At 67.5% G+C, this 16,613-nt stretch carries 6 protein-coding genes; 3 read left to right on the top strand and 3 right to left on the bottom strand.

Going from position 1 to position 16,613, the window contains the following annotated elements:
- The coding region (locus DK26_RS27135) for a family 16 glycoside hydrolase (protein WP_157089868.1) at window positions 1–3,925 on the bottom strand (3,925 nt) is incomplete at its 3' end.
- A 296-nt stretch (window positions 3,926–4,221) separates the two neighbouring features.
- Here DK26_RS27135 and DK26_RS27130 point away from each other — a divergent pair.
- The gene (locus DK26_RS27130; RefSeq protein ID WP_066479670.1) at window positions 4,222–5,124 is read left to right on the top strand and encodes a LysR family transcriptional regulator; all 903 of its coding nucleotides are present in this window, start codon (window positions 4,222–4,224) and stop codon (window positions 5,122–5,124) included.
- Between the two features lie 32 nt (window positions 5,125–5,156).
- On the opposite strand, the gene DK26_RS27125 is transcribed toward DK26_RS27130, so the two are convergent.
- On the bottom strand, window positions 5,157–6,518 hold the full coding sequence (locus DK26_RS27125) for an HlyD family type I secretion periplasmic adaptor subunit (RefSeq protein ID WP_248310122.1): 1,362 nt from the start codon (window positions 6,516–6,518) through the stop codon (window positions 5,157–5,159).
- The gene (locus DK26_RS27120; protein WP_066479668.1) at window positions 6,505–8,247 is read right to left on the bottom strand and encodes a type I secretion system permease/ATPase; all 1,743 of its coding nucleotides are present in this window, start codon (window positions 8,245–8,247) and stop codon (window positions 6,505–6,507) included. The genes DK26_RS27125 and DK26_RS27120 overlap by 14 nt, the downstream gene beginning before the upstream one ends.
- A 385-nt stretch (window positions 8,248–8,632) precedes the next feature.
- Between DK26_RS27120 and DK26_RS27115 the strand changes: the two genes are divergently transcribed.
- Both DK26_RS27115 and DK26_RS27110 read left to right on the top strand, forming a co-directional pair.
- Complete coding sequence (locus DK26_RS27115) at window positions 8,633–12,319, top strand: hypothetical protein (protein WP_066479667.1); 3,687 nt, start codon at window positions 8,633–8,635, stop codon at window positions 12,317–12,319.
- Window positions 12,320–12,472: 153 nt separating this feature from the next.
- A partial coding sequence (locus DK26_RS27110) for an Ig-like domain-containing protein (RefSeq protein ID WP_066479665.1) occupies window positions 12,473–16,613 on the top strand: 4,141 nt, incomplete at its 3' end.

The following is a 16,613-nucleotide window of genomic DNA, read 5'->3' as shown; positions in this document are numbered from 1 at the left end:
CGGCCAGAACGACATCGTCGCCCGCACCGGCCAGGATCACGTCGTCGCCGACCGTCCCGACGAGTTCGTCGTCGCCAGGCGTGCCGGCGATCGGCCCGCCCGGAGGCAGGACGCTTTCGCTGGCGAGGTCGTAGACCAGCACGTTGTCGAAGGAGACCCCGGCGCTGTCCCAGGAGAACAGGCCGACCGTACCCTTGCTCTGGGCATGGTCCTCGATCGCATAGGCGAAGAGGGCGAGGCCATCGACATAGGCCTGGATCCTGCCGTCCTTGACCTCGACGCGCAGGTCGAAGGCCTGGCCCGGCGTGTACTTGGCCGGATACTGGTTGAGATAGCGCTCGACTCCGTCCTTGACCTGGATGAGCTGGAACAGGCTGCCGGCGCCATTGCCCGGGCTGCGATCGTAGTCGCCGTTCGCGTCGAGCTCGAGCTTGTAGTAGTTGTTCGCGTCCTGGTAGTAGAACAGCAGGCCGAGCGCACCGTTGTCGGGCGACTTGATCGTCGCCTCGACCGCGTAGTCGGTCCATTCCTTCGCAGCAACGTCGTTGTAGAGCGCGTAGGTGCTCTTGCGCAGCACGTTGACGCCGTCGCCGAGCGGGCTCCAGCCGGTCTTCCAGGGATCGGAATTGGAGGCGCCGCTCCAGGTCAGCTGCCGGCTCTTCAGGTCAGAGAGCTGGACCAGAGCGCCGTCGCGCAGCTCCCATTGCGAGGCGGTGCCGTTCGGGCCGACGCCGCCCATCTCACCCTCGTCGACGATCGTCCAGCCTGCGAAATCGCCGCCGCCGAAGCCTTCGGAGAGCAGGACGCGCCCCTTCGAGATCGCATCGACGGTGAGCTTGTCCGTCGCGGTCTTGCCGGCGGCATCGGTGATCGTCAGGGTCAGCGCCTGCTTCACCGCGTCGAGCTCGACCTGCGCGGTTTCGCCCTGCGCGACGACATTGCCGTCGGCATCGGTCCAGACATAGCTGACGATCTCGCCGAGGCCGTAGCTGCCCTTGCCGTCGAGTGCGACCAGTATGCGGCCATTGCCGTCGGCATCGACCGGGCGCAGATCGTCGCCGGCATGAGCCGTCAGCGCTACCTTGTTGACCGTGACATTGTCGAACTGCGAGCTGCGCTGCGCATCCGAGTAGAAGCCGACCGAGCCGCCGGCGAGCGGGGCGGGGTCGACGACCTCGCCGAACAGGCTCTGGCCGTCGAGGAAGGCGCTGATCCGGTCGTCGACCACGACGACCTTGAGCTGGAAGTCGCGGCTCCAGGGCGTGCCGCCGAATTCGCGGGCGAGCACGGTCTCGGTGCCGTTCTGGACCTTGACCAGCGAGCGGGTGTTGGTCTCGCCGCTGAGCACGACCTTGTAGTGGTTCGCGGCGTCCTTGTAGTAGAACACCACGCCGATGCCGTCATTGTCGGTGGCCTTCAGCGTCGCCTCGAAGGCATAGTCCGACCAGGAGGCCGCAGCGGCTGCCTTCCAGACCAGGATCTTGCCAGCTGCGTCGGACTGCTCGAAGACGCGCCCTTCCGGTGCATCCTGTCCTTCGGCCGTCGTGCTGCGGGTCGCCGCCGTGCCCTTGACGATGAAGGTTCCGGTGCCGCTGTCGAAGCTGGCGAGCTGGGCGCTGCCGGTGCCGAACTCGTCGGTCCAGGACGGGGTGCCGAAATCGATCTGCACCGCGTTGGCGCTCGGCTTCACCTCCATGATGCCGCCGGCCTTGACGCCGCCGAGCGCCGCGATCTCCGCGTCGTTGAGTACCTTGTCGGTGAACAGGAAGCTCGACGCATAGCCCGGCCAGGTCTCGCCACTCTCGTCGGCGAAGAGCAGGAAGCCCTTGCTCATGTCGATCTGGTAGCGGGCATAGTTGCCGCCGGACTGGACGGTGTCGCCGACCTTCACGCCATCGATGTATTTGGTGATCAGGACATTGTCGCCACGATCGGTGATGGTGAAGGCGATGCGGTGCCAGGCGCCGTAGTTCACGGTGCCCTCATAGTCGCTGTTGATGCCGATGCCGCCACGCGAGCCGTTGACGTTCTTCATCGCCAGATCCTGATCGCTGGTGTTGGTCAGGTCGGTCTGGAGGAAGGAGAAGTAGCTGGCGACGCCGGGCGTGATCATCAGGTCGTAGACCAGCGAATAGGACTTCGCGACCGTGCCCGGCGCGACATCGAGCTTCACCAGAACGCCGCCATCGGCCTGGCTGAGCTTGGGCAGATAGGTGACCTTGGCGTCGCCGGTCGTGCCCGGCAGCGCGGCGATGCCGTGCGCGGCGGTGGTGGCATTCGCGAATTGCGGGCCGAGCGTGCCGGTGCCCCAGCCAGCGGCGTTGCCGTCGTTGAAATTGTCGACGAGCAGGGTGTCCGCGTTCGAGACGGTGATGCGGACGTCGTCGGTCGAGACGCGGCCGGCGCTGTCGGTCACCGTCAGGGTGAGCTGGTGCTGTCCGGCACCGAGCTGCAGCGTCGGCGTCGCGCCTTCGGCGACGAGATTGCCGTCGCGATTGGTCCAGACATAGCTCAGGCCGGCGTCGTTGTTCGGATTCAGCGTCCAGTCGCCGTCGAGGGTGACGGAGGCCTTGTCCTGCCCGGCTTCGGCGCTGACGAACTGGTCGTTGCCGGCCTTGGCGATCGCCGGAACGTCGGGCGTGCCCATGTCGACGTTGGAGAACGTCTCCTCGTGGCCGCGATATTCGCCGGTCAGGCCGTCGCGATCGAGCTCGCCGTCGCCGCGCGCCGAGTCGAAATAGTCGTCGAGTTCGGTGAAGTAGGTCGAGGTGTAGACGGCGTTGTTGTCGGGATCGATGGTCAGCAGGCGGATGGCGCCGTTGCCGCCATTATTGCCGGCGCCCGCACCGGCGCCGCTGGTGATCTCGCTGGCGACGCCGTTCTGGTAGTTCACCATCATCTGGTGAACCGGGTTGCCGAACTGGTCGTAGCTCACCAGCGTCTCGGCGCCGTCGCCGAAAATGTGGCCCGAGAAGGTGAAGGTGACGTTCGGATACTTCTGGATCAGCTCGCGATACATGGTCTCGCCGTCATTGGCGCCATGCACGCTGTTGCCGATGCCGTAATCGTAGCCGGTACCCTCGTCGTAGAGCGGCGCGCCGGTGGCGTCGTGGCGTCCGGCCCAGTTCATGTAGGAGTGGTTGGCGAGGATGACGCGGTGGTTGAGATGGCCCTCGATGACCTCGCCGGCCCAGCGCAGCACGTCGTCGCGCGGCCCGAATTCGAGGCTGAGCACCAGCCACTTCGTGCCGTCCGGCGCCGTGAAGGTGTGGTAGTTGTTGGCGCTGCGGTTCGGCTCCATGTCGTAGACGCCGCCGAAGGTGCCGGGATTGGTCGCCGCCTGCTTATCGGGCGAGAAGCGGATGTCGAGCGGGTTGGTCGAGTGGTTGGCCGCGTTGCCGGTGTTCTGGTCGTGGTTCCCGGGCAGCAGCGAATAGGGGATCTTGCCGTCGAGGATGCGCAGGGCCTCCTCCGCGAAGGGCCAGTGGCTGGCGTCGTTGTTGTTGGTGGTGATGTCGCCGACATGGATGACGAACTGCAGCCCAAGGCTGTCCTTGTTCTCCACCAGCCAGTTGGTCATGTTCTTGAAGATGCCGACGCGCGCCGCGTTGGTGTAATCCTGCGTGTCGGGCAGGACGGCGATCGTATAGGCGTTCTCGCCGGCGACGCGGACGCGGACATTGTCGGTGACGCTGTGGCCGCTGGCGTCGGTCGCGGTGATCGCGAGATCGGTGTAGCCGAGCGCATCGGTGTAATCGATGACGAGTTTGCCGTCCTCGATCGCGACGTCGGCGATGCTCGGGTCGCTGCTGGCCACCGAATAGGTCAGCCCGGTGCCGGCGAAGACCGTGCCGAGGTCGATGACGCGGTCTTCGGCGCCACGCTTGGCGATGTAGTCGAGAATGGAGTTGCTGATCGTCGTCATGAGGTTTGCCTCTGCTACGGTCGGGACATCGGCACGTTCGGCCGCGGCGCGGCCGAACGTGGTGAAATTGCGGTTAAGACCGGTAGGAACCCGATGTGACGGATCGTTGAAATAGACCCGGACCGGGCCATCGAAAGTTGCGATACCCCGCATCGGATTATTGGCGACTGCTGCGCCGGCGAAATTGGCAAAGAGGCTCTACTTGCCTTGTCTTTCGCGGCAGGCCCGGCACGTTTGTCACAAATCCGCATTGCGGTGCCGCTAGTGGTCCGGGCCCAACGGCGTGAGTTGAGAGCATGGCATCGGTCACGCAGCTTCGGGCCTTCCATTTCGTCGCGACCGCCGGCGGCTATTCCCAGGCCGCGCGCGAAATGTCGGTCAGCCAGTCGACCTTGTCGGGTCAGGTTCGTCAGCTCGAGGCGCTCTCGGGTGTCGTGCTGTTCGAGCGCGGCCCGCGCGGCGCGACGCTGACGGAGGATGGCGAGGCGCTCTTCCAGGTCACCTCGCGCCTGTTCACGGCTCTCTCCGAAGCCGGGCGCATGCTCAAGAGCCGAAAGGCGGAGGGCGGCCGGCTGCGGCTCGCCTCGGACGGCACCGTGCATTCCCTGCCGATTCTCGGCGCGCTGCGCCGGCGGCGCCCCAAGCTGGTATTCTCGATCCAGCTGCAGAACTCCGACAGCGTGATCGAGCAGGTCGTCCAGTACCGGGCCGATGTCGGGATCACCGCGCAGATGCCGCAGGACAACCGCTTCCATGTCCAGCCCCTGACCAGCATGAAGGTCGGCATCTTCATGCCGAAGGACCACCCTTGGGCGCAGCGTCGCGCGATCGCGTTGCGGGAGTTGGAGGGGCTACCCTTCGTGCTGCGCGAGCGCGGCTCCCGGACGCGGGAGGTTTTCGAACAGAACCTCAGTGCCCATAGCGTCACGCTGGGCGAGGTGATCGAGGTCTCGACCCGCGACGGCGTCCGCGAGACCGTCGCCGCCGGCTTCGGGCTCGGCGCGATCGCCGACCTCGAATTCGGTTACGACAGCCGCCTGCGCTATCTGCCGCTGCAGGATGCCGGCATCGCCATCAATGAATATGTCGTCTGCCTCGGTGAAAGGCGCCGGACGCCGATGATCGCCGATTTCCTGCGCTGCGCCGCCGACGCTTTCCAGCCTGCCTTGGCCGGTCGCTCAGGCCCTGAGGCGGCCTGAACGGCGTTTTTCCCCACAGCCGAAAGCCGCTCCTAGTGGCGGAAGCTGCGGGCAATCTGGTCGTGGAAAGGCTTGGTCAGATAGGCGAAGGCGGTCCGCGTCCCGGTCTGGATGAAGGTCTCGACCGGCATGCCCGGCAGCAGCGTCTTGCCGCCGAGCCGGTCCGTCTCGGCCCGGTCGAGCGCCACGCGTACCGTGTAGAACGAGGCGCCGGTCTGCTGGTCCGTGCTGGCGTCGGCGGAGACATGGATCAGCCGTCCCTTCAGGTCCGGCGTCGTCGCACTGTCGAAGGCCGGGAAGCGCAGCATCGCCGGCTGACCGACGTGCAGGCGATCGATCATGGTCGGCTCGACCCGCGCCTCGACGACGAGACCGTCGGTCTCGGGAACGATCAGCATGATCTGCTCGGCAGGGCCGATCACGCCACCGATGGTATGGACGATCTGCTGATGGACGGTGCCGTCCTGCGGGGCGCGCATCTCGATCCGGTCGAGCTGGTCGCGCGCCGCGACGCGGCGCTCGGTGAGGTCGGCGAGCTTGCCGTCGACATCGCGCAGCTCCGTCGTGACCTCGCGACGCAGATCCTCGTCGATCTGGACGATCTGCAGCTCGACCTCGGCGATGCGCCCTTTCACCCGCGCCGTGTCGGCGGTCAGGCTGCCGCGCTCGCCGACCAGGCGTGAGGCCTCGCGCTGCAGTGCCGTTAGCCGCGAGAGTGCAACCAGGCTCTGGTCGTAGAGCTTCTGCACGCCGTCGAGTTCCTGGCCGATCAGCCTGGCCTGGACCTGCCGTGCCTCGATCTGCGCGGTGAGGCCGGTGATCTCCTCATGCGCCTGCGCGATCCGCTCGCGGAACTGGGAACGCTGCACATCGGCCGCGGCGCGACGGGTGTGGAACAGCCGCGTCTCGGCGGCGATGGCCTGGACCACGCCGGGCTCGTCGCGACGCTCGCGCAGGGCGGCAGGCAGTTCGAGCTCGGACAGGCCGTCGCGCTCGGCTTCGAGGCGTGCCTTGCGCGCCTGGAAACGCAGCAGCTCTATCTCGATCAGGGCGAGGCTGGCGCGGGCATTGGTCTCGTCGAGGCGCACGAGCACGTCGCCCGCCTTGACGCGATCGCCCTCCTTGACGCGGATCTCGGCGACGACGCCACCGGCCGGATGCTGCACGCGCCGGACATTACTCTCGACCACGACCTTGCCGGAGGCGATCACAGCTCCGGCGAGCGGCGCCGTCGTAGCCCAGAGCCCGACCGTGCCGCACAGCACGGCCGCGGTGGCGACGCCGAAGAGCGTGGCGCGGCGGATGTCGCGGCGCGGGTTCGGCCGCTTGCCGCCGGACGCCATGCCTGCGAGCGGTGCCCCGTTGCCGGCCTTGTTCTCGTTAACCGCGCGCATCGGCCGCCACCACGATCCTGGGGTTGGAATGTACCGCCGCGGCGCTGCCGGGCTTCGCCGCAAGACTCTTGCGCAGGACTTCCTCCTTCGGACCGAAGGCCTGCGCCTGCCCCTCGGCCATGATCAGCACGAGGTCGATGCCCGCCAGCGCCGACGGGCGATGGGCGATGACCACGACGATGCCGCCGCGGGCGCGCACGCCCGAGATCGCCGCGGTCAAGGCCGCGTCGCCGTCGGCATCGAGATTGGCATTGGGCTCGTCGAGGACGACGAGGAAGGGATCGCGATAGAGGGCGCGCGCCAAAGCGATGCGCTGGCGCTGCCCTCCGGAAAGCGTCCCGCCGGCTTCGCCGATCGGGGTTTCGAAGCCCTTCGGCAGGCTGACGATCAGGTCGTAGGCACCGGCGGCCCGGGCGGCGCTGCGAACCGCGTCTTCCGTCATCGCAGGATCGAAGCGTGCGATATTCTCGGCGACAGTGCCGGCGAAAAGTTGCACGTCCTGCGGCATGTAGCCGATGATCGCGCCGCGCTGCTCCTCCGGCCATTGCTCGAGCGTCGCGCCGTCGAGGCGCAGGCTGCCGCGCGCCACCGGCCAGACGCCGACGAGCGCGCGCGCCAGCGACGACTTGCCGGAGGCGGAGGGGCCGATCACCGCGAGGCCCTGTCCGGCTTCCAGCGTGAAGGCGATGTCCTTGACCGTCGCCGTCGGGCTGCCGGGCGGCGCGACGGTCACATGCTCGAGCGCCATGCCACGCATCGGTCGCTCGGGGGCTACGGCCGGTGCGGCGGACGCTTCCGCCAGGGCGCTGCGCAGCCGGCCCCAGGCCTGGCGCGCGCCGATGAAGGGGCGCCAGCTGCCGATCGCCAGCTCGATCGGTGCCAGTGCCCGGCTGCTGAGCACGGATGCCGCGATCATTACGCCCGACGAGGCCTGGTCGTTCATCACCAGCCATGCACCGACGCCGAGCATCGCCGACTGGAGCATGAAGCGGATCACTTTCGAGGCGCCGCCGAGCCCGTTGGTGATATCGGCGGCACCGAGATTCGCCGCGACATGCCGGTCGTTGATCCTCTCGAACAGGCTGCCGATCCGGCCGGCCATGCCGAGCGCCGTCACCGCCTCGGCATTGCGACGCGAGGATTCGATCAGCGTGGCGCGTTCGGCCGTGGTGCGCGAGAGCTCGGCGCTCGGCCCGCGCGAGGCGAATTCGGTCAGCAGGGCGAGCGCGATCAGGATCACCCCACCGGCGACCAGGGTCCAGCCGAGATAGGGGTGCAGGATGAAGCAGAGCGCGCCATAGAGCGGCATCCACGGCAGATCGAACAGTGCCGTCGGCCCGAGGCCGGAGAGGAAGCCGCGGACGCTGTCGAGATCGCGCGAAGGCTGGGTGCCGGTGGGGGCGCCACGCACCTGTCCCTGGACGATCGCAGTGAGGACCGGACCGCCGAGCTGGCGGTCGAGCTCCGCGCCGATGCGGGTGAGGATGCGCTGACGCAGCCAGTCGAACACGCCGAGCAGGGCATAGAGCGCCGCCACGATGATCGAGAGCGCGACCAGCGTCGGAATGCTCCGCGACGGCAGCACGCGGTCATAGACCTGCAGCATGTAGATCGAGCCCGTCAGCATCAGCACGTTCACGACGGCCGAGAACAGGGCGACTGCGAGGAAGGCCGAACGGCATGAAGCGAGCGCTTCGCTGGCTACGTTCTTCTGGGATCTTGGGAGCAAGGGCGGGTTCCCCGGGACGCGTACCGAACTGCACGAAGGCGCGAACGTCCCCCATCGCATCGGGGCGAATATTCGCGAGCCTCGGCCCTCCGGGAGTTCGGCATCGGCCGGGCCGGCTATGGGCGGCCGGAGCGATAGGGGCCGGATGTGACAGTCAGGTGAAGGTTTCGTGCGGCCGCAGTCCCGCGATTGCTGCGCTGGACCAGTCCTTAGTCAGCGAAAGACGCGCCTGCTTTCGAAGTGCGAGAATCGCGCATGGTTAAGAAACCGTAAAATCACTGTCATTCTTACCAAGTCATTAACGCGCGCCGCGGCTCGGATCGAGCCGGCACGGCCCCGCTTTGTCGCGGCCGCCGCCTAATCAATTGATGCAAGGGATATCATCATGGCTCGCCCCGTCGGTTCGGTCAGCTATATCGGTTTCAGCCCGGATGCCGGTGGCAGCGTGACTGTCAGGGTCCTCGAACCCGTCCTTCCGGGCGATGTCATCACCATCCAGCAGGATGGTGCCGCGCTGGGGGAAGGCAACGGCACGCGCTGGACCTGGGCGGCCGATCGCAACGTCGCCGCCGGCGAGACGATCACAGTGAAGGGCCTGGGCAGCGGCTCGGCCGGCGCGGCTGCCGGTGAGACCGACGCGCAGGCCGACGTCGATTCGACCGGCAGCATCGGCAGCTCCGGCGCCGTGAGCGGCAGCTCGACCAATCCGAGCCTGATCGACACGACGCTGGACAACACGATCGTCGATCCGTCGATCGATCTTTCGATCCCGGCCGGCGGCCCGGCCTCCGGACGTACGCCGAGCGCGATCGAAGGCGCCTCCGGTGGTGACGGTGGCAAGGCGGCCCGCAGCGCCATGACCGCCTCCGCCTTCTCCGCGACGGCCGGCTTGCCGACGGCGCCTGACGCCGCTGTTGTGCCCGCTCTCGTTCCGGCTACCGACGCTGCGACGCAGAATGCGTTTGGCGACGGCAATGACAGCTTCACCAATGACGAGGTGCTGTTCAGCGGCGTCGCGATGCTCGGCGGCGACGACACGCTGGTCAATTCGGGCACGATCATCGGTCTCGACGGCGTCGCCATCGACATGGGCGATGGCAACGATGTCGTCACGCTGCTCGAAGGTTCGAAGCTCTATGGCGAGATCCGGCTCGGCGCCGGGGACGATACGCTGACCGCGACCGAGGTCGAGGACGACCTCGTCATTGACGCTGGCGACGGCAACGACATCGTGCGGGCCGGCTCCGGCGACGATCTCGTTCGCGGCGGCGCGGGCGACGACCTGCTCGACGGCGGCGATGGCGACGACGTCCTGCAGGGCGGCGACGGCAATGACCGCCTGCTCGGTGGCCTCGGCGACGACTTCCTTTTCGGCGGTGCCGGCAACGACACGCTGATCGGCGGCGAAGGCAACGACCTGCTCGACGGCGGCGACGGCATAGACACTGCCGACTATTCGGTCGAGACGGCCGCCGTCACGATCGATCTCACCACCGGACAGGCGACGGGCACCGATATCGGCGTCGACACCCTGCGCGGCATCGAGGTCGCCATCGGTGGCGCCGGCAATGACCGCATCATCATCGGGGCCGGCCATAGCGCGATCGGCGGAGCCGGCGACGACAGCATCGAGGTTAAGGCCGGCGCAGGCGCCGCGGCGACCGTCGATGGCGGCGAAGGCAGCGACACGGTGAAGCTCGTCGGCACCGGGACCGGCTCGCTTGCGGCCTCGACGGCCGTTGAGCGGCTCGATGTCCAGGGCGGCAGCTGGTCGGTGGACGGCAGTGGGGCCTATGGCGAGATCGCCATCCGAAACGGCGCCACCGTGACCTCCGGCCTCATCATCGACCAGGACGACAAGGTCTCGATCGATGCCGGCGGCAAGCTTTCCGTCGCGAACAACGCCGTGACCTGGGCCGGCGGCGGCGATGCCGTGCTGACCAATGCCGGCCTTATCGAGGTGAATGCCGGCGAGCGCCTGCTGCAGGCCACGCTCGGCGCGACCGGCTCGCTGACCATCGACAACCTCGCCGGCGGCACGCTGCGTGGCGAGATCGGCCCGAGCCGTGCCGGTGATGCCGCTGCCCGTATCGTTGTCGAGAATGCCGGCCTGATCGAGGCCAATGGCCGCATCATGGACTTCGACGACTTCAGCGCCAACGGCGCCAGCGTGACTATCAACAACCGGGCCGGAGCGACGATCCGCCAGTACGGCGAAAACACGGACGTGATCCGCCCGGGCCAGAACGGCACCGTCAACAACTGGGGCACGATCACCTCCGAGGCGGGCGCGACTGCCGGCGGCGACCTCATCGACTTCCAGGAGAACGCCGGCGGCACGGTCAACAACTTTGCCGGTGGTCTGCTCGAGGGCGCGAAGCATGCCGTCACCGGCAAGCAGGCGGTCACGGTCGTCAACAACGGCACCATGATCGGCCGCAACGGCTCGGCGGTGAACATCGACAATGACGGCTCGGAAGCCAGCATGGTCAGGATCACCAATAGCGGCCTCATGCAGGGCCGCTCGGCCGGCCTGGCGAATAGCGACGGCGATGCGATCGACGTCGACGGTCTTGTTTACGTGCTTAACACCGGCACCATCGAGGGGCTCGGCGCGAGCGGCGCGAACGGGGGCGAGCCGAACGTCTCCGAAGGCATTGCGGCCGGCGGCGGCACCATCGTCAACGACACCGGCGCCACGATCCGCGGCTATGGTCGTGCGATCCAGGTCGACAATTCCGGCAATGCCAATGCGCTGGGCGCGACCCTGATCGTCAATCGCGGCCTGATCGAGGGCCAGGGCAACGGCCCGGAGAACGTGCCGGCGGAGGATGCGGCCCGCTTCGACCTGCGCGGCAACGAGGCGATCAACCTGATCGGCGATCATGCCGACGAGGTGATCAACGTCGCCGGAGCCCGCATCATCGGCGGCGTCTCGATGGGCGGCGGCAATGACAAGCTCGGCAATTCCGGCCTGATCGAAGCCACCGGCGGCACGGCCATCGACATGGGCGCCGGCGACGACCACCTCAACCTCTATGTCGGCGCCGTCGTCAACGGCAAGATCCTGCTCGGGGACGGCAACGACCTCGTCACTGCGACCTCCTCGGCTGGTTTCGACATCGATGCCGGCGACGGCAACGACCAGATCTTCCTCGGCGACGGCGACGACACCGTCCGCGGCGGGACCGGCAACGACACCATCTATACCGGCGCGGGTGATGACTTCATCGACGGCGGCGATGGCGACGACGTGCTCTATGGCGAGGCTGGCAACGACACCATCCATGGCGGTGCGGGCAACGACGTCATCAGCGGCGGAGCGGGCGACGACACGATCCATGCCGGCGCCGGCGACGACATCATCAAGGCCGGCCCGGGCAACGACTATGTCGATGGCGGCGACGGCTACGACACGCTCGACCTGTCGGCCGCCAGCGGCGCCCTCTATGTCGACATGGCCTCCGGCCGGGTCGCCGGAGCGGGCATCGGCATCCAGAACTTCGTCAACATCGAGAACCTCGCCTTTGGCGACGGCGACAACGTCGTCACCGGCGGCAATGGCGACGACAGCTTCGACGGCGGCGCGGGCGACGACACGCTGAACGGTGGTGCCGGCGACGACACGCTCTATGGCGGGCTCGGAAATGACACGCTGAAGGGCGGCTCGGGCGACGACGTGCTCGACGGCGGCGAAGGCAATGACGACATTTCGGGCGGCTCGGGCGACGACATCCTGCGCGGCGGGCTCGGCAACGACAAGCTGAGCGGCGGCTCGGGCGACGACGTGCTCGACGGTGGTGCCGGCGATGACATCCTGACCGGTGGATCGGGCAATGACAGCTTCGTCTTCGCGACCGGCTTCGGCCGCGACACGATCACGGACTTCGCCGGCGGTCAGGAAGACATCATCGCCTTCGACAGCGACATCTTCGCCGATTTCGACGCGCTCATCTCGCATGCCGCGCAAATCGGTTCCGACGTCGTGATCACCGTCGATCAGGACAACGCACTCACCCTGAGCGGAATCCAGCTGAACGCGCTGCACGCCGACGACTTCCGCTTCGTCTGAGCCGGTTCTGAAGCACCCGTCCAGGGACGTCGCAGGACGCCCCTGGACATCAAACCATGCCTCCCGGCGGGCAGCCCACTCAGGCGTCCCGACCGACGTTGGTCGCGCTGTCGCGACCGCGGCCACCTCCTTGCGCTCTCCGGAGACCCCTTCATGTCCGACATCGTTCTTCTCGCGCATCGCGGCAGCAATCCGTACCCCGACCATTCCCGCGAGGCTTATGTCTGGGCGGTCAACTGGGGTGCGGACTTCATCGAGCCCGACCTTTACCTGACCAAGGACGGCGTCCTCGTCGCCAGCCATGACGACCACAACTACGCCAACCTGACCTATGCGGAGGCCAAGGCCATCGAGCCGGCGCTCCTGACCTTCGGCGAGGTCATCGAGATCGCGAAGGCGATGTCGGTGGAGACGGGGCGCAAGATCGGCATCGTTCCCGAGACCAAGAACACCAGCTACGCGACCAGCGAAGCCGTCATCAAGGCGCTGATCACCCACGGCTTCACCGATCCCGATCTCGTCACCATCCAGAGCTTCAACCCGACCAATCTCCAGCAGCTCCACGACACGATCATGCCGCAATATGGCGTGGATGTACCGTTGGCCTATCTCCGCTCCGGCATCGGCAATCCCGCCGAGATCGCGACCTTCGCCGACATGGTCGCGCCCGTGATCAACTCCTTCACCGCGGCGGATGTCGCGGCGGCTCATGCGGCGGGCCTCAAGGTCGTCACATGGACGATCATGGGCTCGAAGGCCGACGTACAGAAATACGTCGACATGGGCGTCGACGCGATCTTCGTCGACGACACGAAGCTCGCCCGCGAGAGCATCGCCGAGATCGGCGGCGCGAAAGCTGCCTTCGGAACGGCTAATTGGGACGTGCTGACCGGAACGGCCGGCGCCGACATCCTCTATGCCATGCAGGGCAACGATCTCGTGCGGGCCGGCGACGGCAACGACATCGTCTATGGCGACGGCGGCAACGACGTCCTGTTCGGTGGCGCCGGCAATGACGAGCTGCATGGCGGCGCCGGCGGGGACTTCCTCTCCGGCGGCGAAGGCGCCGACACGCTCATCGGCGGCGCCGGCAACGACGTGATCGTCGCGACCGGCGATAGGATCGTCTTCCGCGCAGGTGACGGCATCGACCTTCTCTCTCTCGACAGCACGAGCACGCTCCACTTCGACGGAATCCTTCCGGCCGAGATCTCCGTCCTCCGCGACGGCGACAACCTGATCATCCGCTCGGGCAGCGATGCGATCGTGCTTCTCGGCGGCGTCGATCCGGCGCACCAGCCGGCATCGATCACGACGAGCGACGGGCTGAGCCTGACCGGTGCCGAACTGGCAGCGCTGGCGATCCCCGGCAGCGATGCCGAGATCGCCGCCCTGCTGCCGGGCCTCGAGGCGGTTCTCGCCGCCGCTCCCGGCCTGGCCGAGCCCTCCCAGATTGCGCTGGGCACGGATCTCGTATCCGAGGGCGATTTCAGCCCCACCGCGCTTGCCCGACAGATCGAGGACGCCGAGAACGGCGCCGTCTACCGCTTGAGCTTTTCGCTGGCCGACCTGCCGAACGGGGATGACGGCGTCGTCGTCACCTGGGGCGGCGAGGTCGTCTACCAGGGCACGCCGAGCGCCGCCGGCGAGGCCTTCAGCTTCATCGTCAAGGGCGGCTCGGGCGACGGCTCGAACCTGCTCGCCTTCGCGGGCGCCGGCACCGGCTTCGGGGCCGGGCTCGACGACGTCCATTTCGTCAAGGTCGCCGAGCCCGCGCTGCCTTCCGCCGGCAACGCCGCGCCGGAAGCCGGCGCCAATGAGCTGCGGATCAGCCAGGACATGGCCTATCGCGGCCAGGTCGCTGCCGGCGACGCCGATGGCGACGCGCTCGTCCACAGTCTACTCGAGGGGCCTGCCCATGGCACGCTCGCCTTCAACCCGGACGGCAGCTACCGCTACACCCCGTCGGCCGGCTTCACCGGTGCCGACAGCTTCAACGTTCTGGTCAATGACGGGCATGGCGGCATCGCCGAGGCGATCGTCAGCCTGGATGTGGTGCCCGGCATCGTCGTCGGCACCGATCTCGTCGCCAATGGCAGCTTCGAGGACGTCTCGGCCTCGACCGGGAACAACGGACCGAGCGACTGGGGCTACCGCAACCCGAATGGCATCATCGCCGGGTGGACCGACGTCAACGGCAACCGCATCGAGCAGCACTGGGATTCGCCGAACGGCGTCGTCGCCACGGACGGCCGGATCTGGCTCGACATGGACGGCTACAACACCAACACCCACATCGTTCAGCAGGTCGCGCGCATCGAGGACGGTGCGACCTACCTCCTGAGCTTCTCGCTGGGCGACGCCGATACCGCGGTATCCGACGACGGCATCCGCGTCATCTGGAACGGCCAGATCGTCTACCAGGGCGTTCCGACCAATCCCTGGCAGACTCTGAGCTTCCGGGTCACCGGCGGCTCCGGCGACGCCTCGAGCAAGCTCGAATTCATCGCCACCGGAACCGGCCTGAACACCTATGGTGCGGCGCTCGACGATATCAGGCTCGTCAAGATCGCCGAGCCGGGCACGCCGCCGGCCGAGAACACCGCGCCCGACGCCCTCGACGGCACCGCGAGCGGCACGCGAGGCAATGTCGTGACGGGTCAGCTTTCCGCGACCGATGCCGATGGCGACGTGCCGCTCACCTTCGCCCTCGGCCAGGGGCCGGCCCATGGCACTGTCGAGATCGATGCCGATGGCAGCTATCGCTACACGCCGGCGCCCGGCTATGTCGGGCAGGACAGCTTCACCTTCACCGTCAGCGACGGTTTTGGCGGCACGGACACGGCGACCCTGGGTCTGACGATCGCGCCCTCGACCGCGGTCGGGCCCGAGCTCATCGTCAATGGCGGCTTCGAGGACCTGACCGGCGCCAATGACGGCGCCGCCTGGGGCTATCGCAACACCAACCCGGCCGGCGTCATCCCCGGCTGGGTCAACACCGGCGACAACCGGGCCGAGATCCACCGCGACACCGTCGGCGGCATCGGCGCGCTCGAGGGCAGTTACTGGTTCGACATGGAGGGGGCGCCGAGGAATGCGCGCCTGGTCCAGACCGTCGCGGGCGTCAGCGAGGGCGAGACCTACCGGCTGAGGTTCGCGATCGCCGATACCGACACCGCCCAGGCCAGCGACACCATCACCGTCTATTGGGGCGGGCAGGTCATCTACACCGGCATACCCAAAAACAAGTGGCAGGAGATCACCATCGACGTGGTCGGCGGTTCCGGCGATGGCTCGAACAAGCTCGAATTCGCCAGCACCACCGTGAGCCCGAACGGCGCCGGCGTGGCGCTCGACAAGGTCTCGATGGTCTGGATCGACCAGAGCCCGAACCTGATCGTCAACGGCAGCTTCGAGGACCTGACCGGGGCCAGCAACGGCAACTGGAGCGGAGACTGGGGCTATCGCAATGAGAGCGGCATCATCGCCGGCTGGACGCAGGTTAACAGCGCGGGCGGTGGCCGCGCCGAGCTGCATTTCGACACCCAGAACGGTGTCGGCGCCAAGGACGGCAATGTCTGGTTCGACATGGATGGCAACGGCAATAATGCGAAGCTCGTGCAGAAGGTGGCGGGCGTCGAGACCGGCGCGACCTATCGGCTCAGCTTCTTCATCGCCGATGCCGACGCCCGGACGAGCGATGACGGCGTCCGCGTCTATTGGGGCGGCCAGATCGTCTACGAGGGCATTCCCGGCAACAGCTGGCTCGCGGTCACGGTCGACGTCGTCGGCGGCGCTGGCGACGGCAGCAACGAGCTGATCTTCCAGGGCACCGAAACGAACCTCAATGGCTATGGCGCCGCGCTTGACGACATCTCGCTGCGCAAGATCGCCGATGCGCCGCCACCGAACGCCGTTCCGGTTGCGGCTGACGATGCGGGGCTCGGCACGGCCTATGGCGCGGCGCTGGTCATCGACCCGGCGGCGTTGCTCGCCAACGACAGCGACGCGAACGGCGACATGCTGGTGATCCAGTCGGTCGTCGCCGGCATCGGCGGCAGCGTCGCGCTGGATGCCGAAGGCAGGATCGTCTTCACCCCGGCCGACGGCTTCTCCGGCGAGGCCTCGTTCGCCTACACCGTCTCGGACGGCAGGGGCGGCAGCGCCAGCGCGACCGTCACGGTCACGGTCGCGCCTTACGTGCCGGTCGGCACGCCTGGCGACGACGAACTCGTCGGGACGGTCGGCGACGACGTGATCCTGGCCGGTGCTTGCGACGATGTCGTTCTGGCCG

The organism is Allobosea sp. WAO, assembly GCF_001509835.1.
Taxonomy (GTDB): Bacteria; Pseudomonadota; Alphaproteobacteria; order Rhizobiales; family Beijerinckiaceae; genus Allobosea.
Note: the sequence above shows the minus strand (reverse complement) of the source record. Positions and strands in the feature narration are given on the sequence as shown.

Coding starts and splice junctions, on each gene's coding strand:
- DK26_RS27130 (WP_066479670.1), top strand. CDS start 4,222: ATGGCATCGGTCACGCAGCTTCGGGCCTTCCATTTCGTCGCGACCGCC.
- DK26_RS27115 (WP_066479667.1), top strand. CDS start 8,633: ATGGCTCGCCCCGTCGGTTCGGTCAGCTATATCGGTTTCAGCCCGGAT.
- DK26_RS27125 (WP_248310122.1), bottom strand. CDS start 6,518: ATGCGCGCGGTTAACGAGAACAAGGCCGGCAACGGGGCACCGCTCGCA.